This window comes from Bariatricus sp. SGI.161 (assembly GCF_050313695.1).
Taxonomy (GTDB): Bacteria; Bacillota; Clostridia; order Lachnospirales; family Lachnospiraceae; genus JAFBIX01.
Map to the genome: position 1 here is coordinate 1 of NZ_JBNPLX010000037.1, position 26,456 is coordinate 26,456.

The window sequence follows — 26,456 nt, forward strand, 5'->3', positions numbered from 1 at the left end:
TTCCTGATTCGGGTCTTGTCTTATTTTAAAGCCCCTTTATTTATAACCTCAAATAGTCTGATTAGTGTTCTTTTTCGTATGCGATAAATGCATCAACCTTCGGCTGAGAAGAACATCCGGGAACAAATTCATTTGTTAAAAATGCATCGATTAATTCCTCTCTGAGCTTGTTACCTGTTGTAAAGGCTCCAAGACATGCGATGTTTGCATCGTTGCTAAGACGTGCTCTCTTTGCAGAGTATACATCAGAAATCAGAGCTGCATAAGCACCTTTTACTTTATTAGCTGCAAGTGATACACCGATACCAGTTCCGCAAAGAAGAATTCCGCGATCGTATTCTTTCGCCGCAACTGCTTCAGCAACAGCGATAGCAGTATTAGCGTAAATTGGATCTTCACTGCCGAAATCTGTAACTTCACCATATCCTTTCGCGTTGATAAATTCGATAAGTTGTTCTTTTGCTTCCTGAGCGTTTGGATCGCATCCGATTGCAATTTTCATAATAACACAACCTCCTTTTGAGCTTTAATATATTTGTAGTTATAATTATAATATAAGAGTTTCGAATCATAGTCAAGAAAATTGGTTAAATTACATACAAAAGTAAAAAAGGTGGAAAAATGTAATTGCCTTTTTTGGGCAAAAAATGTATAATTATTTTGAAATTGTTTGTGAAAAATAACTAAGAATTTCCTTTAAAATGATTGGAGGGAGAAGAGATGGATTTTAAGAGTACATACCGAATTGGCGTTTATGAAAAAGCATTTCCAGTAGAACTTTCCTGGGAGGAGAGGCTTACATATGCAAAAAATGCAGGGTTTGATTACCTGGAAATGAGTATTGATGAGACGGATATGAGAATGTCCCGCCTTGACTGGGATGATGAACAGATTGCGGAACTTTTAGACATTCAGAGAAAGGTTGGCCTTCCAATTGAATCCATTTGTTTCAGTGCACAGAGGAAGTACCCGCTTGGAAGTGAAAAATGGGAAAAAGAAGCCAGGGAACTGCTTAGAAAAGGAATCCTGTTTGCCAGAAAGATGGGGATCCGTATTCTGATGACGCAGGGGTATGATGTGTATTATGAAGAGATGAGCGATGATATAACCAAAGAGAGATATTATAGAAATCTGGAAGAAGGTACCATGTTTGCAGCTGCTCATGGAGTGATACTGGCAAACGAAACAATGGAAAATGATTTTATGAACACAATTGAAAAAGCAATGTATTGCGTGGAACGTATAAATTCTCCTTATTTGCAGGTATATCCGGACGTTGGAAATATTTCAAATGGAACTAAGGATGTGGTCGGGGATATAATCACAGGAACAGGTCACATCGCTGCAGCACATTTGAAAGAGACAGTGCCTGGAAAGTTCAGAGAGATTCCATATGGAACTGGACAGGTGGATTTTCCTGCTGCGATTGTGCAGCTTTATAAGCAGGGGGTCCGTAGATATGTAGCTGAGTTCTGGTATTGTGGAGAAGAAGATTGGGAAGACATTGTGAAGAACAATCGGAATTTCCTTGATGCACAGTTTGAAAAGGCGAGAATAATTATGGGATTATAGTGTTGATGATCTAAAATAAAAACCCAGATGAAAGGATGGTTGGGATGGCAAAATATGTAATTGGATTGGACAATGGTGGGACATCTACGAAAGCTGCGATTTTTGATCTTTCAGGAAAAGAAATTGCAACAGCAGGAAAGCAGACAAAAGTAATCACACCAAAATCAGGTTACACAGAAAGAGATATGGAAGAGCTGTGGCTGGCAAACTGTGACTGTGTAAAGAGGGCCCTGGAAAAAGCTGGTGTCGATGGGAAAGATGTGCTTGGCATTGCAGTCTGCGGGCATGGAAAAGGGTTATATCCATGGGGGAAAGATGACAAACCGGCATATAACGGAATCATTTCTACAGACAGCCGTGCGTGGAAATATCCGCAGAAATGGTATGAAGAGGGCATACATGCAAAACTTCATGATCAAATCTGCCAGGAATTTATGGCGTGTCAGCAGGTTGCGCTTCTCGCATGGCTCAAAGATAATCGAAGAGATGTGTATGATAATATAAAATATGTATTTTCAGTAAAAGATTATGTACGTTTTCGACTGACAGGGGAAGCATATTGTGAAGCTACAGATATTTCCGGATCAGGGCTTATGGATGTTAAGAATGCCAGATTCGATAAAGGAATGCTTGAGGAATTAGGAATTGGTGAAGTATACGATAAATTAGCACCAATCAAATATTCGTATGATCTTTGTGGAAAGATTACAAAAGAAGCGGCCGAACTGACTGGGCTCCCGGAAGGCACACCGGTGGCAGGCGGAATGTTTGATATTGATGCATGTGCGGTTGCAGTCGATCTTACATCTCCGGAAAGATTATGTACGATTGCCGGGACATGGAGTATTAACGAATACATTTCAGATGTACCAGTCATGGACGGAAGTATTGCGATGAATTCCTTATTTGCAATGCCGGGATATTATCTTGTGGAAGAATGCAGTGCGACATCTTCAGGGAACCTGGAATGGTTCATTGAAAACTGTATGCAGAATGAAGAGATTCCGGAAGGAAGCAATCTGTATGAACATATTAATCATCTGGTAGACAGTGTACAACCAGAAGACAGTGATGTGTATTTTCTCCCATTCTTATATGGCTCAAATGCACATCCGTTTGGAAAAGGTGCTTTTGTTGGGCTCACGACATATCATGATAAAGCGCATATGCTTCGTGCAATATATGAAGGTGTTACATATTCTCACAGAACCCACATCGATAAGCTTCTGTCTTCAAGGGAAAGACCAGAAGCAATCCGTATGGCAGGCGGGGCAGTGAATTCTAAAGTATGGGTTCAGATGTTTGCAGATGTTCTTGGTTGTCCAATTGAAACCGTTGATGCAAAAGAGCTGGGAGCACTTGGATGTGGTATGGCAGCAGCAATCGCAGCCGGCGTATACAAAGATTACAAAGAAGCGGCAAAATATATGGTACATCCGTCTGAACGTGTATATCCTAATGCGGAAAGGATGGCAGTTTATCAGAAAAAGTATGAGAAATATTGTGCAGTGAGTAAAGCACTTGATACTGTCTGGGGACAGTTTGAAGTATAAATATTTTATTCAGAAAGGTGGAAACTAATTATGGCAAACAAAGGATGTACTCCAAAAACAATGAAAGCGCTGGTAGCATACAGCAAGGATGATTACCGTCTGGAACTGGAATATCCAACACCAGAGTGCGGACCCGACGATATCATCATTAAGACAGAGGCATGTGGTATCTGCGCAGGTGATTTGAAATGCAGCCACGGTGCAGCTATGTTCTGGGGAGATGATGTGCAGCCTTCATGGGTAAAAGCACCATTTATTCCGGGTCATGAATTCTTCGGACATATTGTAGAAATGGGTGAAAACGTAGAAGGTTTTGAACTTGGTGACAGAATCATTGCTGACCAGATCGTTCCATGTGGAAAATGTAAATTCTGTAAAGACGGACATTACTGGATGTGCCAGCCGCACAACATCTTTGGTTTCCAGAGCACAAATAATGGAGGTATGGCTGAATACGTTAGATTCCCTAAAACAAGTGTCATCAGTAGAGTTCCAGAAGATATGGCTATTGAAGATGCTCTTCTTATTGAACCATATGGATGCTCAAAACATGCGGTTGACCGCGGAAGTATCACAAATGAAGATGTCGTAGTTATCTCTGGTGCAGGAACACTTGGACTTGGTATGATTTCATATGCAAGAATGAAGAATCCTAAATTATTGATTGCACTTGATATGGTAGACGCTCGTCTTGAAAAAGCAAAAGAATTCGGAGCTGACCTTGTATTCAATCCGGGGAAATGTGATCTTAACAAAGAAATCATGGCTCTTACAGATGATTATGGATGTGATGTATACATTGAAGCAACAGGACATCCATCCAGTGTAATCCAGGGACTTCAGATTGTTCGTAAACTTGGACGTTTTGTGGAATTCTCAGTATTTGGCTCTGCCACAACAGTTGACTGGTCTATCATTGGTGACCGTAAAGAATTAGATGTCCTTGGTGCGCACTTAAGTCCATATGCATACCCATTCGTAATTGAAAACATTGCGAAAGGAACACTGAAAACAAATGGTGTTGTTTCCAGCATTTTTGAGATTGAAGAGTGGGAAAAAGCATTTGACTATGCTACGGGAAAATATGGTGATTTTAAAGTTGCATTTAAATTTTAAATGTCTCTAATTATCAGAAAAGAGGTTTCGCTTTTAAGCGGAACCTCTTTTTGGTCATATTGACGAAAAAAAATTTTAACCTTAAAAGCACTATTCGGTACGATATTTTGCGAAAGCTTTGTCGAATAAATTTAAAATACCATACACAATTAATCCCTGACCAAATAAGATGATTAACGGACGTAGAAGATAGAATCTAAGGAATAAGTACAAGGCAATTGCATAAAAGGCAATGGCGATCAAAGTAAGTGGTGCATACATAAATGTGAAAACAAAAGAATTAAACAATAATTCTTTCGTTGTTCCTTTGAAATTGATCATTACAGGAAATAGCCAGAGCATGATCATTACCAGTGTAATAAATGCTAAAACAGAGACTACAACCAAAGCACTTTCATAAGGTAAGTCGTTAGCTGTTATAAGAGAGTAATCAATAAAAAATAAAATGCAGAATACAGCTAATACAACCCAGGTACCGGTTGCCCGCTTCCATTCAAGTCGAAGTCCTTCTTTGAAATTCTGGAATACATGGATATCACCATTTAGAAGACATTTTGTTGAGTAATATTGTGCATATGTAGAAGCACCAGCTGTAATAACAGGGATGCAGCAACAAAGCCATAGGATATTGAGCACAGTAATCCGGCTGAGTAATGTGACAAATTTCATAAAACCACTTTCATAGTTGAAAAAATTCATAAATACAAACCTCCATAAATAGTACGATAAAAGTAATCATACACTAAAAAATAATCCTCTGCAAGCGGTGGATTATGGGTAGTTGAAAAAGTTTTTGTGCAAAAACACTATAAAAAAATAGTCGAAAATGATAAATGTAAAAAAACTTGACAAAAGTAAGAGAGACACCTATAATGAGGATATACATAGTGCATAAAATTGTGCGGGCAGGTAAACCGTATGACAACAATGTGCACGACTCAAATAAAAGGGAGGAAAAAAAGAATGAAGAAAAGATTATTAAGCGTTCTTCTCTGTGTGGCAATGGTAGCAACAATGCTTATCGGATGCGGAAGCAAATCATCAGAAGAAGAAAGCAGCGCAGCTAGTGAAGTAACTGGCGAGTTCGACTGGAAAGCTTACGAAGGAACAACAATCAATGTAATGTTCAACGAACATAACTATTCCAAAGCAGTTATTGAGAAACTTCCAGAATTCGAAGAATTAACAGGAATCACCGTTAAGTATTCTTCAACACCTGAGTCAAACTATTTTGACAAATTAAATACTGCATTAAGCAGCCGTTCTGGTGATCCGGATGTTTACATGACTGGTGCTTATCAGGTTTGGGAATATGCACCGGCTGATTACATGGAGCCATTAGATGATTACATCAACAATCCATCATTAACATCAGAAGATTATAATTTTGATGATTTTATTCCTGGAGTAGTTGGTGCTCTTAGATGGGACCTTACTGCTGGACACGCTGTAGGCGAAGGTTCTCAGTGGGCTCTTCCAATGGGGTGGGAGCTTAACAACCTTGCATACAACAAAGTATACTTTGCAGAAAACAATATTGCAGTTCCAACAACAACAGATGAACTGTTAGCAACAGCTGAATCTCTTAATGGCTGGGCTGGTTCTGGTTCTTATGGAATCGCTGTACGTGGTACACGTGAGTGGGCTACAATCCATCCTGGATATATGTCTCTTTTCGCAACATGGGGCGGACAGGACTTTGCTATTGAAGATGGTAAACTTGTATGTCAGTTAGATTCTGAAGAAGCTATCGCTATGACAGATTACTGGGTAAAACTGGTTAAAGCTGCTGGACCATCTCAGTGGACAAACTACACATGGTATGAAGCAAGTTCTGACCTTGGTGCTGGAAAAGCTGCTATGTTATTTGATGCTACAACAGCTGCATACTTCCAGAACTTCGAAGGTGCTTCTCAGGAATCTGGAAACATCGCATGGTCAACAATTCCGTTGCCAGAAGGAAAAACAGAAGCTGATATGAAAGCTAATATCTGGATCTGGTCTATGGCTATGAACAAAGATTCTAAGAATAAAGAAGCTGCATGGTACTTCTTACAGTACTTCACAAGCCCAGATTATATGCTTTGGGCAGGAACAGAAGGAGCTTCTCCGGATACTCCGCGTCAGTCTGTAATGGATAGCGATGAATACAAAGAAGTTGTAGGTTCTGCTGAAAACTATCTTGAGTCTATCGCAATTTTAACAGAAAACTGTTCTATCTTCTTTACACCACAGCCATACTTCTTTGAATGTACAACAAAATGGGCAGAAGTACTTCAGGATCTTGTAACAAGCGACAAGTACGGCTCTACAGAAGAGGCTATGAAACAGCTGAAAGCAGATTTGGATGTTGTTGTATCTGACTTAGTTGTCGAATAATAGCCAGTGTCAGCTTGGTAAAAGGTATAACTATTGAAGGGTTAGAGTCAAGGAGGGGTTACCTGACCCTCCTTGACTTTTTGATTTATTGAGATGTTTTATGTTATAAAGGGAGATTCTTTCAGTCCCCCCTAATATATTCCGGATGATTCATGTGAGGAGACACATGAACAAATATATAAAAACATGATTGGAGGAAACAGGATGAAGGAACAGACAAAAAACAGTGCCGCAAAGAACGATCTGAATACGGTGCCGTTTAAAACGAGGGTGCTTCCGTATTGTATCGTAGCTCCTGCACTGATCATTACGATTGGTATCATGATTCCATTTGTAATGGCTATTTATTTCTCATTAACAAATTATTCTTTCAGAATGCCGACTTATACTTTCATTGGTCTTCAGAACTGGGTTACAATTCTGAAATCAGCAGGCTTCTGGAAAGCATGTCTGGTAACACTTAAATACGGATTTATCGCGACTGCTATTGAGATGTTACTGGGTATGGGAATTGCTATTCTGTTAAATAACTTAAATAACAAATTCTCTAAGATAATGAGAGTTGCATTGATCTTCCCACTTATGGTTGCCCCTATCACAGCAACTATCATCTGGCAGTTAATGCTTAACAACTCAGTAGGTATCGTTGAAAAATTCCTTAATATTTTCGGCGTATACAATTTCCCGTGGGCGGCATCACCTGATACTGCTCTGATGACAGTAATTATGATTGACGTATGGATCAATACATCTTTCTGTATGTTACTTGTACTTGCTGGTTTGCAGTCATTACCAAAATCTCCTTTCGAATCTGCTAAGATTGATGGCGGTAGTACATTATTTAATTTCAGAAACTTAACATTACCTATGTTAAAACCAAGTTTATACATCGCTCTTCTGTTCCGTTTGATGGCAGCATTACAGGAATATGCAATTATCTTCGGTCTGACCAAAGGTGGTCCTGGAGATACATTGATGAACTTGTCACTGACATCATATCAGACAGGATTCCAGTTCCAGAAATTTGGATTTGCGCTTCCATATATTCTGGTACTTTGGGTATTCATTAATATTGTTGCAAAACGTATTGTTAAAGCACAGCGTAGCGCTCAGAAACAGGCAGCAGGTCTGGAAGAGTAACATAACAGCAGTAATTACAAATTAAGAACAGAAAGGATGTTGAGCATGAATAAAGCTTCAAAAAGATTGGGACGTATTGTTCAGAACGGACTTTTGGCTATATATGCAGTTTTTGCTTTATTCCCATTGATCTGGATGATTATTCTGACATTTAAGTCAGATGCTCAGATGTACAATACTACATTTATTTTCGATCCGACATTGAATAACTACAAAGAAGTATTATTTAACACGGATTACTTGTCATATATGTTAGATAGTTTGATTGTTTCTGGTGGTGCGGTTATTGTATCTGTTATCGCCGGAGTTCCTGCAGCATATGCGCTTGCAAGATATAACTTTAAAAAGAAAGAGGATATCGCGTTCCAGATTCTTTCTTTCAAATTTGCTCCTGAAATTCTCGTAGTATTGCCTCTTTTCATGATTTATCAGAAATTAGGACTCTATGATACATATTTAGGACTTATATGGGTATACCAGTTGATTTCAATGCCTCTTCTTATTTGGGTAGTTCGAGGCTACTTTGAAGATATTTCTGTTGAAATTGAATATGCAGCTCAGGTTGATGGATACAGCTGGTATCAGATATTCTTTAAGAATCTGATTCCGCTTATCAAACCGGGTCTTGTATCAGCAGCTCTTCTTGCATTTATCTTTGCATGGAACAGCTTCACATTCCCGCTCATGCTTGGTGGAAGTAATATTCAGCCAATCACGGTTGCGATTACGAAGTTCCTTGGAACAGATAGTGCACATTATGGACAGCTTGCTGTAGCAGCTGCTGTTTCAGCAATGCCGGCTATTATATTTGCACTTTGTATCCAGAAACATCTGGTACGTGGTTTGAGTTTCGGTGCTGTAAAGGGATAGAGGTGAGAATATGTCAAGAATACAATTGGAAAATGTTACAAAAAAATTCGGAAAAGTTACTGCTCTTGATGGAGTAACTCTGGACATTAAAGACAAAGAATTCTTTGTACTGTTTGGACCTGCTGGTGCTGGTAAGACAACAATTCTTAACTGTATTGCCGGTATTCAGCTTCCTGAAGAGGGCGTTGTAAAATTTGATGGAGAGATTGTAAACCTTGTTGATGCTGCTCACAGAGATACAGCTATGGTATTCGAAAACTATGCTCTGTATCCACAGATGACAGTATATGATAACATGGCTTCTCCATTAAGAAGTAAATTATACAAAAAAGATGAAGAATATATTAAAGAAAAAATTCAGTCAGTAGCAGAGATGATGAAGATGGATTATCTTCTTGAACGTCTTCCAAGCCAGCTGTCAAATGGACAGAAACAGCGTGTTGCCATGGGACGTGCACTTGTTCGTTCGCCAAGAGTTTACCTTATGGACGAGCCTCTTGCTCATCTGGATGCAAAACTTCGTAACTCAATGCGTACTGAGTTAAAAGAAATTCAGGCTAACTTCGGTACAACATCTGTATATGTAACACACGACTTTATGGAAGCAATGGCGCTGGGTGACAGAATTGCTATCATTAACAAAGGTAAAGTGGTACAGGTTGGTACAGGTGATGAAATCTACTATATGCCATGTAATGAATTCGTAGCTCAGTTAATGGGTGATCCGGAGATCAACATTATTGAAGGCACAATTTCTAAATCTGGCGACAGCTATACATTTACAATGGATGCAACAGGAAAAGCTTATGAGCTTCCGGCAGATCCGGATGTATATGCTAAATTAGCAGAAACAGGAATTGAAAAGATACATGCAGGTATTAGACCACAGCATGTGAAATACTCATTTGAACCAAAAGATGGTTATATGAAATGTTCTGTATATAGTTATGAGAGTATTGGTAATAAATCAGTTATCGTAGCTGAAAAAGATGGATTAACACTTCGTATGATCGCTCCTAATGGTCTTAGTGTTAAGATTGACCAGGATGTATATGTTGATCTTAAGATTGACCAGTCTATATTCTTTGATGCAGAGACAAAGGAATACCTGACAAGATACAATGAAGCAGCAGTGAAAGCTTTAGTAGCAGAATTGGAGGGATAAGTAGATGGCAGGATTAACAATTAAAAATCTTTATAAACGTTATGAAAATAGCGGCAAAAAGAAAAAAGGCGAAAAGCCTAATGATTATGCTGTTAATAACCTGAGTCTTGAAGCAGAACAGGGAGAATTTATTGCTTTACTTGGACCTTCTGGATGCGGTAAAACTACAACACTTCGTATGACAGCTGGTCTTGAGGATATTACAGCAGGTGAGATCTATATCGGAGATACATTAGTAAATAATCTTCATCCAAAGGACAGACATATCGGTCTTGCTTTCGAAGATTACGCAATGTATCCACCACTTACCGTATATGACAATATAGCGTTCAACTTAAAAGCAAAGGGTGTTGATAAAGCAGAGATTGACAAACGTGTACGCGAGATTGCACCACTGATGCAGTGTGATGATCTTCTGGACAAAATGCCTGTAAAGTTATCAGGTGGACAGAAACAGCGTGTAAATATTGCCCGTGCAATTATCAGACGTCCTGAACTGCTTCTGATGGATGAGCCTTTATCACATTTGGATGGTAAAGCTCGTCAGGCAATGCGTACGGAAATTAAACGTTTGATCAATGAAATCAAATGTACAACTGTATATGTAACACATGATCAGTTGGAAGCAATGTCATTGGCAGATAAAATTGCGATTATTAACTTCGGTGTCCTTCAGCAGTATGGTACACCAGCTGAAGTATATGACGACCCGGTTAACGAATTCGTTGCATCATTTATTGGTGAACCTCCAATGAATATTCTGGAAACAACAATCGTAGGTGATGGAAATCAGTTCTTCTTCACATTCGACAACAGTAATCTTAAGATTGCAGTGCCAGAACGTTACAATAGCGTAGTAAGTAATGGCTTCAAATGTAAAATGGGTGTTCGTCCTATGGACGTGCTTGTTGGCGGAGAAGATTCAAAGGGTACTCCAGAAGAAGTTGCTACATTCGAAAACCTTGGTGACGAACGTCGTATCGGTATCCATGTAGGTAAGACATTATTAATGCTTATCACAGATGATGAAACAAGATACAAAGCTGGAGATATTATCAAACTGGAAGTTCGTGGAGAAAAGACACACTTATTTGATATTGAAACAGGCGATCGTATTCGCGCGAAATAATACATATGTGTATTCTAAACTTCTTCCTCGGGCTTCCGGGGAAGAAGTTTGTCTTTTAGAAAAAAATAATGAGGGATTACAGGGATGACTGGATTTTATTCCTGTATCTATATAGTTTAAATTCATGTTTATTTTAGGAGGTAATAATTATGAGCAATTTACCAGAGAAAATGAAAGCAATCGTTGCATACGCACCAGGTGACTACAGATTTGAAATGGTAGACACACCAAGAGCAGGCGAAGGTGAAATGATCCTGAAGGTAGAAGCATGTGGTATCTGCGCCGGAGATACAAAAGCATTTGCGGGTGCAGCAAGCTTCTGGGGATTTGATGGACAGGCAAAATACATCAAGGAACCAATGATTCCGGGACATGAATTCGTAGGTAAAGTAGTAGAGATCGGACCAAATGTAAAAGGGAACTGGAAGATTGGCGACAGAATCTGTCCGGAACAGATCGTACCATGTGGGGAGTGTATGTTCTGTAAGACAGGACGTCACTGGATGTGTGAGAAGCATGACCTGTTTGGATTCCAGAACAATGTAAACGGTGGTATGGCTGAATATGTAAAATTAACAAAAGAAGCAATTCCGTACCTGGTACCGGCAGATATGCCGATTGAGCAGGCAGCGCTGATCGAGCCATACGGATGTTCTTTCCACTGTGTAGACCGTGCGCAGGTTAAGACAACAGACGTAGTTGTACAGTCAGGAGTAGGAACACTTGGTCTTGGTATGGTAGGAGCACTCAAACAGTGTAATCCAAAATGTCTCATCGTATTAGATATGAATGACGAACGTCTGAAAAAAGCAAAAGAATTCGGTGCAGATATCGTTATGAATCCAGGAAAAGAGGACGTAGTAGCTAAGATCAAAGAGATGACAGGCGGATACGGATGTGATATCTATATTGAAGCAAGCGGACATCCGTCAAGCGTACAGCAGGGACTTGACTGCATCCGTAAGATGGGACGTTTCGTAGAATTCTCAGTATTTGGTGCACCGGTAACTGTAGACTGGTCTATCATTTCTGACAGAAAAGAATTAGATCTTCTTGGTGTACACTTAAGTCCATTCTGCTATGATACAGTTATCGAATGGATCGGAAACGGAAAACTTCCAACAGAAGGAGTAGTAACACATAAATTCCCACTGGAAAAATGGGAAGAAGCGTTCCATATTGCTAAGACAGGTGAAAATGGAGCTCTGAAAGTTGTATTAGTACCAGATATGGAAGCATAAGCACGAGGAGGAAAGAAAATGCAGCGTATTTTAAATAATCCGGACAATATTGTTGATGAGATGCTGAAAGGATTCTTAAAGGCACATAGCGATATTGTAGAAGCAACAGAAAATCCGCGAGTAGTAAAAGCAAAAGACATTCCGGAAGGAAAAGTTGGAGTGATCACAGGCGGCGGATCCGGTCATAAACCGGCATTTGTAGGATATTGTGGAAAGAATCTCTGCGATGCAGTAGCAGTAGGTGAGATCTGTTCTTCACCGACAGCAGCAGCATTCCTGGATGCAGCAAAGGTGGCAGATCAGGGAAAAGGTGTTGCATGTTTATATGGAAACTATTCCGGAGATAACATGAACGTAAAGATGGCTGTAAAGATGGCAAAAAAAGCCGGAATCACAGTAAAGACAGTAGTAGCAAATGATGATGTGGCATCTGCACCGAAGGATCAGAGAGAAAAACGTCGTGGAGTAGCAGGAGAAGTTCTGATGTGGAAAGTCGGCGGAGCGAAAGCAGCACAGGGCGGAGACCTGGATGAAGTCATCGCAGCAGCGCAGAAAGCGATCGACAACACACGTTCCGTAGGAATCGGCCTTACCCCATGTACACTTCCGGCAGTCGGCCATCCAAACTTTGAGATCAAAGAAGGAACAATGGAGGTAGGAATCGGCCATCATGGAGAACCGGGAATCGAAGTATGTGAACTGGAAACAGCAGCGCAGATGGCTCAGAGAATGGTAGACGTAGTCGTACCGGACTATCCGTTTGTAGAAGGCGATGAAGTAGTTGTACTTGTATCCGGACTTGGAGCAACACCAGTCATGGAGCTCTACGTATTATATGATGAGATCGATAAGATCCTTACCGCAAAAGGAATCAAGACACATAAGGCATATGTAGGAAACTACTTCACATCTCTGGAAATGATGGGAGCAACTCTCACGATCATGAAACTGGATGATGAGTTGAAAGAACTGATCGACATGCCGGCAAACAGTATGGGACTGAAGCAGTTCTAAGAAGAGAATGAAATAGGAATTCGAATCAAATCTCGGAGGATAAACATATGAGCGCATTTAAAAACGCAGAAGGGAAATCCATTTTATTAAAAATGGTAAAAGGGATCCAGGAGAACAAAGCATATCTTGGAGAAGTAGATGGTCTGATCGGAGACGGTGACCACGGAATGAACATGAACAAGGGCTTCAGCGTATTTGAAGAAAGATTCAAAGACGAAGAGTTCAGTTTCACAGAAGGTCTGGATGAACTGGGAATGATCCTGTTAAATGAGATTGGCGGATCCATGGGACCGATATATGGAACGATCCTGATGGATATGGCAGAAGCAGGGGAAGACTTAGAAGAGATCACAGTGGCAGATCTTGCAGCGATGCTGGAAGCAGGACTGAAAGGACTTTGCGGAATCGTGGATGCAAGAGTGGGAGACAAGACACTGGTAGATACACTTTCCCCATCGGTAGACGTATTAAAAGCCGCAGCAGAAGCAGGAAAAGACTACAAGGAAGCATTGGAAGAAATGAAAGCAGCGGCAGCAGCAGGCCGTGATTCAACCAAAGATATGGTAGCAAAATTTGGACGTTCCAGCCGTCTGGGCGAGCGTTCCAGAGGAGTACTGGATGCAGGAGCAACATCCTGCTGCATTATCTTAACTTCAATGGCTGATGGAATCATTGAATTGCTGTAAATAAAAAATAAACAAGGGACGAGGATAGCTTGTCCCTTGTTTTTCAATTTTAGGAAACTTTAGTAAGCCTTGTTTTCAAAAGTAAAATTGTTAAAGAAATTTGATGAAGTAGTGGAAGTAAACAATTGACATATGTATAGGAAATGATATACTAAAATTACAAATGTAATTTGTTATTACATTTGCACTGAAAGGGAAGTAAAATGAATAGAAATTTATATATAAAGATTGCATATTGGTACTATACACTTGGAATGACGCAGGATGAAATTGCAAAAAGGTTATCTTTTACACGTCAAAAAGTAAATCAGATTATCAATTCTCTTCCGGATCTGGATATTGTGACAATTAATATTCATGGATATGAGAGAGAGCATATTGCACTTGAGACGCAGATTGAAGAGCATTTCCACTTAAACGAAGTGCTGGTAACGAATGATTATGGGGAAAAGGATACCGCCATTTATAAAGTGGCAGATGTGGCAGCACAGTATTTGGATGAAGTAATACAACAGGGGGATATTATTGGAGTTTCATGGGGAAGGACTCTGGCAGAAGTTGTGAATCGACTTCCTTTTCATAAACGCAGTGGATGTAGAGTTGTGCAGTTGATTGGAGCACAGAATATCGATCAGTTAGCAGAAAAATCGGATGAAATAGCCAGAGGATTTGCGAATAAACTAGATTGCTCAAGCCAGATGTTATATGCTCCGGTTGTAGTGGAAAACGCAGAAACGAAGCAATGGCTTATGAAAGAAAAAGTTATAAAATCGTCTTATGAATTGATGAAGAAATGTAATATTGCGGTTCTGGGAGTTGGAGAATTGACGGAACAATCTACCATGTACACCAGAGGTCATCTTACAAAAGAAGATTTGAAAGTATTAAGAAAGAATGGATTTGTAGGAGATATCGCCATGAATCCGGTAAGAAAAGATGGAAGTTATGACAATTGTCCATTAACCGACCGCCTATTAGGAGCAGACATAGAATGTTTAAAGAATATTAGAAATACGGTACTGGTAGCATCAGGACAGCTAAAAGTAGAAGCAATTCGGGCAGTACTGTATTCTGGTTGTATAAATACATTGATCGTTGATGAAACGACAGCCCGAGAAGTCATGAAGATTGTATAAGGAGGCATGATATGAAATATATTCTGGGAATTGATGTGGGAACATCAAATGTAAAAGCCGTGCTGTTTGACGAACATGGTAATGAAGCAAGTGTTGCAAGTAGAGAAAGTAAGACTATTAACAGCAAAGGTAATAAAGTTGAACAGGATATGGACGCTGTATGGGAAAGGGTAAAGTACTGCATACAGATGGTAGTGCAGTCAGGTGTGGCTGCCAAAGAGGACATTGCAGGAGTAGGGGTTACTGGCCAGGGTGAAGGATGCTGGCTGATTGATAAAGAGGGTAATTCGGTACAAAATGCGATTTTGTGGTGTGATGGAAGAGCGGTAAATGAAGTCGGTGCGATCACAAAAGAGAATCCCAAAGTCGGGAAAATGTATCATAAAACGACGGGCACACCGCCGCTTTTAGGAAATCAGATGATTCTCTTAAAATGGATGAAGGAAAACAGAAAGGATATTCTGGATAAAGCAGATAAACTTGTGTTTTGTAAGGACTGGATTCGGTTTAAGCTGACTGGAGAGATAAAAACTGAGATTACGGACAGTCTTACTTCTCTTATAAATGTTCAGACTGGGGAAATTGCAATTGACCTTATGGAGGCAATGAATATTGCAGAATATAGAGGATATTTGCCAGATCCGGTACGCTCAGATGATGTTGTGGGTACTGTGCTGGATTCATTTGCAGATGAAGTGGGGCTTCGCAGAGGCCTTCCTGTAATTGCAGGAGCACTTGATACATCTGCTACAGCAGTTGGTCTGGGAGCGATTCATGAAAAAGATGTATGTGTTATTTTAGGAACAACCTGTGCGAGCGAAATTGTAATGAAAAAAGAAGACTGCGATTTTGGGGCAGAGAACTCCAGATATGAGAAACATCCATTGGGTGATTTGTATGTAGAACTGCAGCCAACATTGAATGGAACGCCAAATATTGACTGGTTGTTAGAAAATGTAGCAAATACAAAAGATTTTAATGAGATTGATAAAATGATAGATAGTGTGCCGGTGGGTTGCGGTGGTGTGGTATACCATCCATACATCAGCGTCGCGGGAGAGAGAGCACCGTTTTATCATCCCTACGCAAGAGCAAGCTTCTTTGGAATCAGTCAGGCGACGACAAGGGAAACGCTTGTAAGAGCAGTGTATGAAGGAATTACTCTTTCTATCAGGGACTGCCTTATGAATGTTGATAAGAGCGGAACTATTTTCCTTGCCGGGGGCGGAGCGAAAAGTCCTGTATGGGCACAGATGATTGCGGATGCAATCGGTATGAAAGTGATGATTCCTGCAGGAAAAGAACTTGGAGCAAAAGGGGTTGCCCTGATGGTCGGTGTATCCCAGGGGCTTTATAAGGATTATGAGGAAGCAGTGGAAAAAGCCTGTACATTTACACGCGTGTACGAACCAAATAAAAAGAATACGAAAAAATACGATATTCTTTACGAATTATATAAAAATATCAGAATGCATAATGATGAGTTCTGGAATTACAGACATCAGATGAACAAAGATATGCGTGCAATAGATGAGGAGGATCAGATATGAAAATATTTTTTACAGCAGAGTATAATGAAGAAGAATTGAAACCTTTATATGAGGTTGGTGAAGTTGTAAAAGACGGATGGGCACTTGGATTACCGAAAATGTCAGAAGAGGAACTGATTGAAAAGACAAAGGATGCTGACATGATCATTACAAGCTATGATGATATCACAAGAAAAGTAATCGAAAGCGCACCAAATCTGAAGCTGATTGCGTGTACAAGAGCGACACCAGTGAATGTTGACATGGCTGCGGCAAAAGAAAGAGGTATTCCCGTTCTTTACACACCAGGTAGAAATTCTGACTCTACAGCTGAAATGACGATTGGACTGATGCTTTCAATTGCAAGAAAAATACCAATGGCACATGGTGCTTTAAAGGCAGGAAAATTTACTGGAAATCCAGATGCGAAAAAAGTTACAAAAGATGGTCTTAAGGTAGATATGATCTGGGATATGGATATGGATTCACCGTATATGATCTTTAAGGGAACACAGCTTCATGGAAAGACACTTGGTATCGTAGGATATGGAAGTATCGGAAGAAGAGTTGGAAAGATTGCAAGAGCAATTGGTATGGAGCTTCTTATTTATGATCCGTATGTTGGAGAAATTGATATAGAAGAATTCGGCGTGAGAAAAGCTGCTTCTTTGAAACAGGTCATGCAGGAATCCGATTTTATTACATGTCACATGAAGATTACCGATCAGACAAAAGGGTGCATCAATCGTGAGATGATATCTTATATGAAACCGACGGCTTATTTTATCAATGCATCCAGGGGAGCGATCCTTGATGAAGAAGCATTGATCGATGCATTAAGAGAAAAGAAAATTGCAGGAGCAGCATTTGATGTATATGCAAGTGAACCGCTTGCAAGTAATCACCCATATGTGACAGAACTTGATAATGTTGTCATAACACCACATATTGCAGGAGCAACAGATGACGTACTTGTAAATCATACAAAACAGATCGTTGCAGATGTAAAAAGATTTATGAATGGTGAACATTTATTATACCAGTACAGATATTAAAAAATCCTGATATCATTAAAACATGTAAATATTTCATATAGGAGGAAAAGCAAATGAACAGAGAAAAAGCAAAATTAATGCAGGCTGAAGTATGTAAAACAGCAAAAGATATGTCTGAAAGCGGACTTGTGGCAGGAACATGGGGAAATATCTCTGCACGTATTGATGAGGATTATATGGTCATTACTCCTTCAGGAATGGATTATTCTCGTCTGTATCCTGAACAGATGGTCATCGTAAATATGAATACATTAGAGTATGAAGGAAATCTGAAGCCATCAATTGAAGCCGTTGTTCATTCTGCAATTTATAAAGACAGACCAGAGGTAAATGGTGTAGTGCATACACATTCTACATATGCTCTTACAGTAGCAACAGCGCGAAAAGAGATTCCACCGATCTGTGATGATCAGGTGCAGATTCTTGGTGGTTCTGTAAGACTTGCAGGATACACAATGCCGGGAACAAAAGAAATGGCAGCAGAAGTAGTAAAAGCATTAAAAGAAAGGGCGGGAGCATTGATTGCCAATCATGGCGCGATCACAGTCGGACGTACTGTTGCAGAGGCATTTACCGGATCCAATGTTTTGGAAAAGGCTGCGCAGGTTTATATTAACAGTATGGCGATTGGCGGACCAACTGAAATCTCACAGGAAGATATTGACTTTTTCCATGACTTCTTCCTGAATAAATATGGCCAGGGAAAATAAGATGAAGAAAGAAGATATAAAAATCATAATTTTTGATATGGACGGAGTGGTTCTTGACAGTGAACCACTCCATGAAAATGCAAGGAAGATGATGTTTGAAAAATGGAACATTGTTCCGGATGAGTCATTTCCTGATGCAGTAGGAAAGTCGTCCAGTGGCTTCTGGAGACAGGTGCTGGCTTTATGCAATATGGAAGGCGATCCTTATGATTTTGAAGCGGAGCAGTATGGTTTGGTTGCTATGCAGATTGAGAAAAACCATGTGCAGCCTTCCGATGGATTTAAGGAAGTAATTGAATGGGCAAAAGCAAATGATATGAAAATCGGACTTGCTTCCTCATCAACAAGAGTTTTGGTTAATGATGCACTGCAGATGCTTCATGTTAAAGATTATTTTGATTATACCGTATCAGGAAATGAGATTAAGACAAAGAAACCGGCACCAGATGCTTATCTCAAAGTGCTTGAACTTGCCGGACTTCCGGCAGAGTGTGCGATTGCAGTAGAGGATTCCGGTTCTGGAGTAAAGGCAGCAAAGAATGCAGGAATATTCTGTTATGGTTATGAAAATCCAACATCTGGGAATCAGGATCTTAGCGAGGCGGATAAGATTATCAAGAATTTAAGAGAGATTATGGAATAAAAAATGTGAAATTTGAACATCAGAAAAAGTGACAGAAGATTTCTTTTCTATATCTCCATCACAGAAAATAAAAACTTTTTCACATATGGCAGTGCCGCTCCGCGGCTGATTGTAAAATCTGTACACTGGCTTGCATGGATAAATTCAGAATCCGTTGGAAAAGCCGTATTATCATAGATCATCTGATGCAGAAGCCTGATGTCAGATTCCTGCAGATATGGAGCCAGTGTTCCGCCGATTATAATCGGATAATCAATGAACATTCGCAAGTTGTTGATAGAAGTGGCGAGATAGTTGAGATATTTTATCCAATAATCTTTACACTTTTTATCATCATTGCGAAGCTTTTTGAAAAACGTATCTAAAGAACCTTCCATATCTAAAAGGGCTTGTGTAGAACAATATGTCTCTACGCAGCCTTTGCGGCCACAGTAGCAGGAACGTCCAGAAGGAACCAGGGACATATGTTCAAATACGCCGCTTTTTAATTCCGTACCCTGCAAGAAATCCCTGTTTACAATAACAGCACCGCTGACATGGCTTCGGATATTCATGTAAATTGCGTTCTGAAGAGCAGGGTTCTGCCATAATTCATCCTGAGCAGCAGCTTCTGCATCATGAAAAAATTTACATGGATACGAAAGCTGTTTGGTAAAGGAATCAATTGTTAGTCCTGTACAATTTAAAATCTTACCATAAGTTACATACGTACCGTCAGAAGAAATCAGGCCTTGAAGAACAATGCCAATGCCAAGAATCTTATCTGATGCAATGTTATTTTCCGAAATGAACTGTTTGATGGAATCACAAACTATATGGTAGTAATCTTCTGAATTCTCAAATGGGGCCTGGATGTGAATGCTTGCGATGGTTTCACCGTAAAGATCTACTGCAGTAATCTTGTAAGCGTCGATTAGAAGCTCTACGCCTAATGCAACTTTTGAATTTGCAACAAAAACTAATGCATTTGCTTTTCGACCACCGGTAGAGTCAAAAAATCCGTCCTTAATAATCAGGCCTTCTTCAGCATATTCACGAAGAATAGGAATTACAGTTGGACGACTGATTCCCAATGTTTCACAGATAAGCTGCTGGCAAGTACATTTTTCATTATATATATATTTAAGAATGGCTTGTTTGTTTTTTTGGCGAACATAGGACGTTGTCATTGAGCTCATAATCTAATACCTCTTTGTTGATTATTTATTATTATAACAAAAAAAAAAGTGTAAGAAAAGTCATAATACACAAAAATGGATTAAATATATTGTATAACAAGTCAATTGACAAAAAGTATAGTAACTTATATACTTATGTAAAAGATGTTTACAAAAGCGGTGATTTTATTAAGAAAGGTGGAACAAAAATGAGCAATTTACCAGAGAAAATGAAAGCAATCGTTGCATACGCACCAGGCGACTACAGATTTGAAATGGTAGACACACCAAGAGCAGGCGAAGGTGAAATGATCCTGAAGGTAGAAGCATGTGGTATCTGCGCCGGAGATACAAAAGCATTTGCGGGTGCAGCAAGCTTCTGGGGATTTGATGGACAGGCAAAATACATCAAGGAACCAATGATTCCGGGACATGAATTCGTAGGTAAAGTAGTAGAGATCGGACCAAATGTAAAAGGGAACTGGAAGATTGGCGACAGAATCTGTCCGGAACAGATCGTACCATGTGGGGAGTGTATGTTCTGTAAGACAGGACGTCACTGGATGTGTGAGAAGCATGACCTGTTTGGATTCCAGAACAATGTAAACGGTGGTATGGCTGAATATGTAAAATTAACAAAAGAAGCAATTCCGTACCTGGTACCGGCAGATATGCCGATTGAGCAGGCAGCGCTGATCGAGCCATACGGATGTTCTTTCCACTGTGTAGACCGTGCGCAGGTTAAGACAACAGACGTAGTTGTACAGTCAGGAGTAGGAACACTTGGTCTTGGTATGGTAGGAGCACTCAAACAGTGTAATCCAAAATGTCTCATCGTATTAGATATGAATGACGAACGTCTGAAAAAAGCAAAAGAATTCGGTGCAGATATCGTTATGAATCCAGGAAAAGAGGACGTAGTAGCTAAGATCAAAGAGATGACAGGCGGATACGGATGTGATATCTATATTGAAGCAAGCGGACATCCGTCAAGCGTACAGCAGGGACTTGACTGCATCCGTAAGATGGGACGTTTCGTAGAATTCTCAGTATTTGGTGCACCGGTAACTGTAGACTGGTCTATCATTTCTGACAGAAAAGAATTAGATCTTCTTGGTGTACACTTAAGTCCATTCTGCTATGATACAGTTATCGAATGGATCGGAAACGGAAAACTTCCAACAGAAGGAGTAGTAACACATAAATTCCCACTGGAAAAATGGGAAGAAGCGTTCCATATTGCTAAGACAGGTGAAAATGGAGCTCTGAAAGTTGTATTAGTACCAGATATGGAAGCATAAGCACGAGGAGGAAAGAAAATGCAGCGTATTTTAAATAATCCGGACAATATTGTTGATGAGATGCTGAAAGGATTCTTAAAGGCACATAGCGATATTGTAGAAGCAACAGAAAATCCGCGAGTAGTAAAAGCAAAAGACATTCCGGAAGGAAAAGTTGGAGTGATCACAGGCGGCGGATCCGGTCATAAACCGGCATTTGTAGGATATTGTGGAAAGAATCTCTGCGATGCAGTAGCAGTAGGTGAGATCTGTTCTTCACCGACAGCAGCAGCATTCCTGGATGCAGCAAAGGTGGCAGATCAGGGAAAAGGTGTTGCATGTTTATATGGAAACTATTCCGGAGATAACATGAACGTAAAGATGGCTGTAAAGATGGCAAAAAAAGCCGGAATCACAGTAAAGACAGTAGTAGCAAATGATGATGTGGCATCTGCACCGAAGGATCAGAGAGAAAAACGTCGTGGAGTAGCAGGAGAAGTTCTGATGTGGAAAGTCGGCGGAGCGAAAGCAGCACAGGGCGGAGACCTGGATGAAGTCATCGCAGCAGCGCAGAAAGCGATCGACAACACACGTTCCGTAGGAATCGGCCTTACCCCATGTACACTTCCGGCAGTCGGCCATCCAAACTTTGAGATCAAAGAAGGAACAATGGAGGTAGGAATCGGCCATCATGGAGAACCGGGAATCGAAGTATGTGAACTGGAAACAGCAGCGCAGATGGCTCAGAGAATGGTAGACGTAGTCGTACCGGACTATCCGTTTGTAGAAGGCGATGAAGTAGTTGTACTTGTATCCGGACTTGGAGCAACACCAGTCATGGAGCTCTACGTATTATATGATGAGATCGATAAGATCCTTACCGCAAAAGGAATCAAGACACATAAGGCATATGTAGGAAACTACTTCACATCTCTGGAAATGATGGGAGCAACTCTCACGATCATGAAACTGGATGATGAGTTGAAAGAACTGATCGACATGCCGGCAAACAGTATGGGACTGAAGCAGTTCTAAGAAGAGAATGAAATAGGAATTCGAATCAAATCTCGGAGGATAAACATATGAGCGCATTTAAAAACGCAGAAGGGAAATCCATTTTATTAAAAATGGTAAAAGGGATCCAGGAGAACAAAGCATATCTTGGAGAAGTAGATGGTCTGATCGGAGACGGTGACCACGGAATGAACATGAACAAGGGCTTCAGCGTATTTGAAGAAAGATTCAAAGACGAAGAGTTCAGTTTCACAGAAGGTCTGGATGAACTGGGAATGATCCTGTTAAATGAGATTGGCGGATCCATGGGACCGATATATGGAACGATCCTGATGGATATGGCAGAAGCAGGGGAAGACTTAGAAGAGATCACAGTGGCAGATCTTGCAGCGATGCTGGAAGCAGGACTGAAAGGACTTTGCGGAATCGTGGATGCAAGAGTGGGAGACAAGACACTGGTAGATACACTTTCCCCATCGGTAGACGTATTAAAAGCCGCAGCAGAAGCAGGAAAAGACTACAAGGAAGCATTGGAAGAAATGAAAGCAGCGGCAGCAGCAGGCCGTGATTCAACCAAAGATATGGTAGCAAAATTTGGGCGTTCCAGCCGTCTGGGCGAGCGTTCCAGAGGAGTACTGGATGCAGGAGCAACATCCTGCTGCATTATCTTAACTTCAATGGCAGATGGAATTATTGAATTGCTGTAAATGATAAAGAAGGGGCAGAATGTTCGGACATTCCGCCCTTTTCTGCCGAAAATAAGGAGGAATCTATATGTATAATTTTGAATATTACACACCGACGAGAGTTGTATTTGGGAAAAATTCAGAAAAAGAAACTGGAAGATTAATAAAAGCACAGGATTGCAAAAAAGTATTAATTCACTACGGTGGAACAAGTGCAAAAAAATCTGGGCTGCTTGACAGAGTTTGTGAATCACTGGACGAAGAAGGTGTTGAGTATGTAATGTTGAGCGGGGTTGTTCCCAATCCACATCTTTCATTAGTCCGTGAAGGAATAGAGCTTTGTAAAAAAGAAGGTGTTGATTTTATTCTTGCCGTTGGCGGCGGAAGTGTGATTGATTCTTCAAAAGCAATCGGTTATGGAGTTGCTAATGAAGGCGATGTGTGGGATTTTTATGATGAGGTGCGAGAACCACAGGGATGCCTCCCGATCGGGGCGATTCTAACGATTGCTGCAGCAGGAAGTGAGATGAGTGATTCATCTGTTATTACAAATGAAGAGGGATGGCTCAAACGCGGATACAGTAACGATCATTGCCGTTGCAAATTTGCAATTTTAAATCCGGAACTTACCTATTCATTACCTGCTTATCAGACGCAGTGCGGCTGTGTAGATATTTTAATGCATACCATGGAACGTTATCTGAATTCCGGAGATAATATGGAATTGACAGATGGAATCAGTGAAGCTCTGATGCGTACGGTAATTAAGAATGCTAAGATTTTGAAAGATGATCCAGAAAACTATGATGCGCGTGCAGAAGTAATGTGGGCCGGAAGTTTATCTCACAATGGGCTTACCGGTTGTGGAACAGACGGCGGTGACTGGGCTTCACATCAGATTGAACATGAACTTGGCGGAATGTTTGATGTTGCACATGGTGCCGGACTTTCAGCAGTATGGGGTAGTTGGGCGAGATATGTTTATAAAGACAGTATCGACAGATTTGTGAAATTTGCAGAAAATGTTTTGCAGGTTGAGTCAAAAGAGAATAAAGAGCAGACGGCAATCGCGGGAATCGAAGCAATGGAAGCATTTTATCGTTCTGTTGATATGCCTACATCAATCAGTGAGTTGGGAATACAGGTTACAGATGCACAGATTGAAGAACTGGCAGAAAAATGTTCCTTCTTCGGCAGACGTACAGTTGGTTGTGTAAAGGTGCTTGGAAAAGAAGACATTATGAATATTTACAAAATGGCAAGATAAAGCGCATCTTTTGTGTGAAAATATGAAAAAAAAGTGAACACTATTCCTATTTTTTGTCAAATATGTTATAGTAAAACACAGGGAATACTAGAAATGTGAGGTACAGTGTTGTGAAAAAGAAAGTATTATCAAGTTTGGCAGTTTTTGGAGCGGTTTTCATAATGGCGGGGTGTTCCTCCAGTGGAGCTTCTAACGATTACATAACAATTTCAAAATATGAAGGAGTAGAGGTCGAGGCGGTAGATGTTCCTGAGATTACAGATGAATCGGTAGAGAATAACATTCAGAAAGTACTGGAAGGATTTGCGGTATTAAATGATGTGGACAGAGTGATTCAGGACGGAGATGTTGTTACAATTGATTATGCGACTTATGTTAATGGCAGTAAGGTTGATAGTGAAACGGCATCAGCAAATGGATATCAGCTTACAATTGGTAATAACTCATTGTATGATGGATTTGATGATAATCTGATCGGACGTAAAAAAGGAGAATCTTTTAGTCTGAATAATACGTTTTCAGCTGATTATTCAGACAAATCTTTGGCTGGTCAGGATGCATTGTTAGAAATAACTATTACGAATGTTCAAGAGGAGGAGCTTCCAGATCTCACAGATGAATTTGTACAGACAATTTCTCAGAAGTCGGAGACCGTTGAAGAATACCGCAAAGAGATGAGAGAGCTTCTGGAAGAGAATAATGACGAATATGTAAAATCTGAACTTCTTGAGAGTGTATGGAAGAAGGTTCTTGACAATACAGAGGTAAAAGAATATCCAGAAGATAGTCTGGAAGATGAAAAACAGTCATTTTACGAGTATTACCAGAGTGGTGCTGATTATTATGATATGGAGTTCGCAGATTTTATTGACAAGTATCTCGGTGTTACAGAAGACGGATTTGAGGAATATGCTGAAGAACAGGCAAAATCTAATGTAAAAGAAGATCTGGTTGTTGCGCTGATCTGCGAGAAAGAGAACATCAAGCTTTCAGAGGAAGAAATTGAAGAAGCAAAGGTATCACTTGCCGAAGAGCTTGGCTATGAAAGTGTAGAAGAGATGGAGAAGGAAGCTCCGGAAGATGCTGTTCAAAGATATATCATGCGTGATGAAGTAAAAGAATGGCTGGTTGAAAAATGTATACAGGTTAAAGGATATTAAATATTGTAGCAGGAATCTGTTTGAATCGATTCCTGCTATAAAATTTTATAAAGACTATCCTGAGATTGAAAAATAAGAGTCTATGTGATAAACTTTATAAACGAAACTATTGAAAATAAAGGAGATGTGAATATAAATGAAATTAGGAATCGTAGGTTTGCCGAATGTAGGAAAGAGTACCTTGTTTAACTCCCTTACAAAAGCGGGAGCAGAGTCAGCAAATTATCCGTTCTGTACCATTGACCCGAATGTGGGTGTTGTAACGGTACCGGATGAGAGATTGAATGTACTTGGCGAGATGTACCATACAAAAAAGATTATTCCGGCGGCCATTGAATTTGTAGATATTGCAGGTCTTGTAAAGGGTGCTTCCAAGGGAGAGGGACTTGGAAATCAGTTCCTTGCAAATATCCGTGAAGTAGATGCTATTGTACATGTTGTCAGATGTTTTGAAGATTCGAATATTGTACACGTTGACGGAAGCATTAATCCGCTTCATTGATGAGATTCCTTACTGGACAGCCAGGAAGCACGGCAAAAAATATCGATTGATGTATCAGGTATACACGAATCCCAGATATAATGAACACGGTAAAGCATTCTTTGAGGGCGTTAACAAGCGTTACACTGAATATGCAAAACAGCTTGAACCGAAGCTTGGTATACCCTATGACATCATAACACCGCTCATATTTATTCTTGTTCGTGCCAGTGTTCACTATGCATTGTTCGAGGATGAGTATTATCTGAAATCGCAAATGACGGTGCTGAAACAGGGTGTGGCTTTGTTTGCGGAAAACTATAAAAAGAATGAGAAGCGATAAGGATGAATAAAGAACAGGATACTATTGTGGAAGTAAAAAAGAAAAAGTGGTATCAGGAGAGAAGTAAGCAACTGATCGCTGCCTTACTGGTCGTAGCGCTTATCGGGACAGATGTTGTGATTCGGTATGC

25 protein-coding genes and 1 pseudogene are annotated in these 26,456 nt (G+C 40.2%); 23 read left to right on the plus strand and 3 right to left on the minus strand.

Features of this window, described 5'->3' with window-relative positions:
• Positions 1 to 61 precede the first annotated feature (61 nt).
• Positions 62 to 502, minus strand: a complete 441-nt coding sequence (locus ACQRBH_RS15350) for an RpiB/LacA/LacB family sugar-phosphate isomerase (protein WP_427762360.1) — start codon at positions 500 to 502, stop codon at positions 62 to 64.
• A 218-nt stretch (positions 503 to 720) separates the two neighbouring features.
• Between ACQRBH_RS15350 and ACQRBH_RS15355 the strand changes: the two genes are divergently transcribed.
• The 3 genes from ACQRBH_RS15355 to ACQRBH_RS15365 are packed head-to-tail and all read left to right on the plus strand — an operon-like array spanning position 721 to position 4,241.
• Positions 721 to 1,572: an L-ribulose-5-phosphate 3-epimerase gene (locus ACQRBH_RS15355; protein WP_427762362.1), complete on the plus strand. Its 852-nt coding sequence runs from the start codon at positions 721 to 723 to the stop codon at positions 1,570 to 1,572.
• A gap of 44 nt (positions 1,573 to 1,616) precedes the next feature.
• A complete protein-coding gene (locus ACQRBH_RS15360; protein WP_427762363.1) occupies positions 1,617 to 3,125 on the plus strand; it encodes an FGGY-family carbohydrate kinase in 1,509 nt (502 codons plus the stop codon).
• Positions 3,126 to 3,155: 30 nt separating this feature from the next.
• The gene (locus ACQRBH_RS15365; RefSeq protein WP_427762364.1) at positions 3,156 to 4,241 is read left to right on the plus strand and encodes an alcohol dehydrogenase catalytic domain-containing protein; all 1,086 of its coding nucleotides are present in this window, start codon (positions 3,156 to 3,158) and stop codon (positions 4,239 to 4,241) included.
• A gap of 90 nt (positions 4,242 to 4,331) precedes the next feature.
• Here the strand turns inward: ACQRBH_RS15365 and ACQRBH_RS15370 are convergent, their stop codons facing one another.
• Entirely contained in the window at positions 4,332 to 4,940 is a 609-nt protein-coding gene (locus ACQRBH_RS15370) for a DUF624 domain-containing protein (protein WP_427762366.1), read from the minus strand.
• A gap of 264 nt (positions 4,941 to 5,204) precedes the next feature.
• Between ACQRBH_RS15370 and ACQRBH_RS15375 the strand changes: the two genes are divergently transcribed.
• From ACQRBH_RS15375 to ACQRBH_RS15435, 13 genes are all read left to right on the plus strand, one after another.
• Entirely contained in the window at positions 5,205 to 6,620 is a 1,416-nt protein-coding gene (locus tag ACQRBH_RS15375; RefSeq protein ID WP_427762367.1) for an ABC transporter substrate-binding protein, read from the plus strand.
• Between the two features lie 204 nt (positions 6,621 to 6,824).
• The gene (locus tag ACQRBH_RS15380) at positions 6,825 to 7,760 is read left to right on the plus strand and encodes a carbohydrate ABC transporter permease (protein ID WP_427762368.1); all 936 of its coding nucleotides are present in this window, start codon (positions 6,825 to 6,827) and stop codon (positions 7,758 to 7,760) included.
• 45 nt (positions 7,761 to 7,805) lie between these two features.
• Positions 7,806 to 8,630: a carbohydrate ABC transporter permease gene (locus tag ACQRBH_RS15385; RefSeq protein ID WP_427762369.1), complete on the plus strand. Its 825-nt coding sequence runs from the start codon at positions 7,806 to 7,808 to the stop codon at positions 8,628 to 8,630.
• A gap of 10 nt (positions 8,631 to 8,640) precedes the next feature.
• On the plus strand, positions 8,641 to 9,795 hold the full coding sequence (locus tag ACQRBH_RS15390; protein WP_427762370.1) for an ABC transporter ATP-binding protein: 1,155 nt from the start codon (positions 8,641 to 8,643) through the stop codon (positions 9,793 to 9,795).
• Positions 9,796 to 9,799: 4 nt separating this feature from the next.
• Positions 9,800 to 10,924, plus strand: a complete 1,125-nt coding sequence (locus tag ACQRBH_RS15395; protein WP_427762372.1) for an ABC transporter ATP-binding protein — start codon at positions 9,800 to 9,802, stop codon at positions 10,922 to 10,924.
• 149 nt (positions 10,925 to 11,073) lie between these two features.
• Positions 11,074 to 12,165 (plus strand): alcohol dehydrogenase catalytic domain-containing protein, encoded by a 1,092-nt coding sequence (locus tag ACQRBH_RS15400; RefSeq protein ID WP_427762373.1) that lies wholly within the window; start codon positions 11,074 to 11,076, stop codon positions 12,163 to 12,165.
• Positions 12,166 to 12,183: 18 nt separating this feature from the next.
• A complete protein-coding gene (locus tag ACQRBH_RS15405) occupies positions 12,184 to 13,179 on the plus strand; it encodes a dihydroxyacetone kinase subunit DhaK (protein WP_427762374.1) in 996 nt (331 codons plus the stop codon).
• Positions 13,180 to 13,226: 47 nt separating this feature from the next.
• Positions 13,227 to 13,865, plus strand: a complete 639-nt coding sequence (gene dhaL, locus ACQRBH_RS15410) for a dihydroxyacetone kinase subunit DhaL (RefSeq protein WP_427762375.1) — start codon at positions 13,227 to 13,229, stop codon at positions 13,863 to 13,865.
• 203 nt (positions 13,866 to 14,068) lie between these two features.
• Positions 14,069 to 15,001, plus strand: a complete 933-nt coding sequence (locus ACQRBH_RS15415; RefSeq protein ID WP_427762376.1) for a sugar-binding transcriptional regulator — start codon at positions 14,069 to 14,071, stop codon at positions 14,999 to 15,001.
• Between the two features lie 11 nt (positions 15,002 to 15,012).
• A complete protein-coding gene (locus tag ACQRBH_RS15420) occupies positions 15,013 to 16,551 on the plus strand; it encodes an FGGY-family carbohydrate kinase (protein ID WP_427762377.1) in 1,539 nt (512 codons plus the stop codon).
• A complete protein-coding gene (locus tag ACQRBH_RS15425; protein WP_427762379.1) occupies positions 16,548 to 17,585 on the plus strand; it encodes a 2-hydroxyacid dehydrogenase in 1,038 nt (345 codons plus the stop codon). The genes ACQRBH_RS15420 and ACQRBH_RS15425 overlap by 4 nt, the downstream gene beginning before the upstream one ends.
• Positions 17,586 to 17,638: 53 nt before the next feature.
• On the plus strand, positions 17,639 to 18,295 hold the full coding sequence (locus tag ACQRBH_RS15430; protein WP_427762381.1) for a class II aldolase/adducin family protein: 657 nt from the start codon (positions 17,639 to 17,641) through the stop codon (positions 18,293 to 18,295).
• Position 18,296: 1 nt separating this feature from the next.
• Positions 18,297 to 18,938 (plus strand): HAD family hydrolase, encoded by a 642-nt coding sequence (locus ACQRBH_RS15435; protein ID WP_427762382.1) that lies wholly within the window; start codon positions 18,297 to 18,299, stop codon positions 18,936 to 18,938.
• 47 nt (positions 18,939 to 18,985) lie between these two features.
• Here ACQRBH_RS15435 and ACQRBH_RS15440 read toward each other — a convergent pair whose 3' ends face one another.
• Positions 18,986 to 20,116: an ROK family protein gene (locus tag ACQRBH_RS15440; RefSeq protein ID WP_427762383.1), complete on the minus strand. Its 1,131-nt coding sequence runs from the start codon at positions 20,114 to 20,116 to the stop codon at positions 18,986 to 18,988.
• A gap of 188 nt (positions 20,117 to 20,304) precedes the next feature.
• Between ACQRBH_RS15440 and ACQRBH_RS15445 the strand changes: the two genes are divergently transcribed.
• From ACQRBH_RS15445 to ACQRBH_RS15475, 7 genes and pseudogenes are all read left to right on the plus strand, one after another.
• Complete coding sequence (locus tag ACQRBH_RS15445) at positions 20,305 to 21,396, plus strand: alcohol dehydrogenase catalytic domain-containing protein (RefSeq protein WP_427762373.1); 1,092 nt, start codon at positions 20,305 to 20,307, stop codon at positions 21,394 to 21,396.
• Positions 21,397 to 21,414: 18 nt separating this feature from the next.
• A complete protein-coding gene (locus tag ACQRBH_RS15450; protein ID WP_427762374.1) occupies positions 21,415 to 22,410 on the plus strand; it encodes a dihydroxyacetone kinase subunit DhaK in 996 nt (331 codons plus the stop codon).
• 47 nt (positions 22,411 to 22,457) lie between these two features.
• Entirely contained in the window at positions 22,458 to 23,096 is a 639-nt protein-coding gene (gene dhaL, locus ACQRBH_RS15455; protein WP_427762375.1) for a dihydroxyacetone kinase subunit DhaL, read from the plus strand.
• A gap of 67 nt (positions 23,097 to 23,163) precedes the next feature.
• A complete protein-coding gene (locus ACQRBH_RS15460) occupies positions 23,164 to 24,342 on the plus strand; it encodes an iron-containing alcohol dehydrogenase (RefSeq protein ID WP_427762385.1) in 1,179 nt (392 codons plus the stop codon).
• A gap of 110 nt (positions 24,343 to 24,452) precedes the next feature.
• Positions 24,453 to 25,502 (plus strand): trigger factor, encoded by a 1,050-nt coding sequence (gene tig, locus ACQRBH_RS15465; protein ID WP_427762386.1) that lies wholly within the window; start codon positions 24,453 to 24,455, stop codon positions 25,500 to 25,502.
• A gap of 136 nt (positions 25,503 to 25,638) precedes the next feature.
• Positions 25,639 to 25,998, plus strand: a pseudogene (locus tag ACQRBH_RS15470) (GTPase); the annotation flags it as partial.
• Positions 25,937 to 26,326 (plus strand): hypothetical protein, encoded by a 390-nt coding sequence (locus ACQRBH_RS15475; RefSeq protein ID WP_427762387.1) that lies wholly within the window; start codon positions 25,937 to 25,939, stop codon positions 26,324 to 26,326. The pseudogene ACQRBH_RS15470 and the gene ACQRBH_RS15475, both read left to right, overlap by 62 nt.
• Positions 26,327 to 26,456: the final 130 nt, after the last annotated feature.

Excerpts from the sequence above, each read along its gene's own strand:
- ACQRBH_RS15350 (WP_427762360.1), bottom strand. The coding sequence starts at position 502 with ATGAAAATTGCAATCGGATGCGATCCAAACGCTCAGGAAGCAAAAGAA.
- ACQRBH_RS15355 (WP_427762362.1), top strand. The coding sequence starts at position 721 with ATGGATTTTAAGAGTACATACCGAATTGGCGTTTATGAAAAAGCATTT.
- ACQRBH_RS15360 (WP_427762363.1), top strand. The coding sequence starts at position 1,617 with ATGGCAAAATATGTAATTGGATTGGACAATGGTGGGACATCTACGAAA.
- ACQRBH_RS15365 (WP_427762364.1), top strand. The coding sequence starts at position 3,156 with ATGGCAAACAAAGGATGTACTCCAAAAACAATGAAAGCGCTGGTAGCA.
- ACQRBH_RS15370 (WP_427762366.1), bottom strand. The coding sequence starts at position 4,940 with ATGAATTTTTTCAACTATGAAAGTGGTTTTATGAAATTTGTCACATTA.
- ACQRBH_RS15375 (WP_427762367.1), top strand. The coding sequence starts at position 5,205 with ATGAAGAAAAGATTATTAAGCGTTCTTCTCTGTGTGGCAATGGTAGCA.
- ACQRBH_RS15380 (WP_427762368.1), top strand. The coding sequence starts at position 6,825 with ATGAAGGAACAGACAAAAAACAGTGCCGCAAAGAACGATCTGAATACG.
- ACQRBH_RS15385 (WP_427762369.1), top strand. The coding sequence starts at position 7,806 with ATGAATAAAGCTTCAAAAAGATTGGGACGTATTGTTCAGAACGGACTT.
- ACQRBH_RS15390 (WP_427762370.1), top strand. The coding sequence starts at position 8,641 with ATGTCAAGAATACAATTGGAAAATGTTACAAAAAAATTCGGAAAAGTT.
- ACQRBH_RS15395 (WP_427762372.1), top strand. The coding sequence starts at position 9,800 with ATGGCAGGATTAACAATTAAAAATCTTTATAAACGTTATGAAAATAGC.
- ACQRBH_RS15400 (WP_427762373.1), top strand. The coding sequence starts at position 11,074 with ATGAGCAATTTACCAGAGAAAATGAAAGCAATCGTTGCATACGCACCA.
- ACQRBH_RS15405 (WP_427762374.1), top strand. The coding sequence starts at position 12,184 with ATGCAGCGTATTTTAAATAATCCGGACAATATTGTTGATGAGATGCTG.
- dhaL (WP_427762375.1), top strand. The coding sequence starts at position 13,227 with ATGAGCGCATTTAAAAACGCAGAAGGGAAATCCATTTTATTAAAAATG.
- ACQRBH_RS15415 (WP_427762376.1), top strand. The coding sequence starts at position 14,069 with ATGAATAGAAATTTATATATAAAGATTGCATATTGGTACTATACACTT.
- ACQRBH_RS15420 (WP_427762377.1), top strand. The coding sequence starts at position 15,013 with ATGAAATATATTCTGGGAATTGATGTGGGAACATCAAATGTAAAAGCC.
- ACQRBH_RS15425 (WP_427762379.1), top strand. The coding sequence starts at position 16,548 with ATGAAAATATTTTTTACAGCAGAGTATAATGAAGAAGAATTGAAACCT.
- ACQRBH_RS15430 (WP_427762381.1), top strand. The coding sequence starts at position 17,639 with ATGAACAGAGAAAAAGCAAAATTAATGCAGGCTGAAGTATGTAAAACA.
- ACQRBH_RS15435 (WP_427762382.1), top strand. The coding sequence starts at position 18,297 with ATGAAGAAAGAAGATATAAAAATCATAATTTTTGATATGGACGGAGTG.
- ACQRBH_RS15440 (WP_427762383.1), bottom strand. The coding sequence starts at position 20,116 with ATGAGCTCAATGACAACGTCCTATGTTCGCCAAAAAAACAAACAAGCC.
- ACQRBH_RS15445 (WP_427762373.1), top strand. The coding sequence starts at position 20,305 with ATGAGCAATTTACCAGAGAAAATGAAAGCAATCGTTGCATACGCACCA.
- ACQRBH_RS15450 (WP_427762374.1), top strand. The coding sequence starts at position 21,415 with ATGCAGCGTATTTTAAATAATCCGGACAATATTGTTGATGAGATGCTG.
- dhaL (WP_427762375.1), top strand. The coding sequence starts at position 22,458 with ATGAGCGCATTTAAAAACGCAGAAGGGAAATCCATTTTATTAAAAATG.
- ACQRBH_RS15460 (WP_427762385.1), top strand. The coding sequence starts at position 23,164 with ATGTATAATTTTGAATATTACACACCGACGAGAGTTGTATTTGGGAAA.
- ACQRBH_RS15475 (WP_427762387.1), top strand. The coding sequence starts at position 25,937 with ATGTTGTCAGATGTTTTGAAGATTCGAATATTGTACACGTTGACGGAA.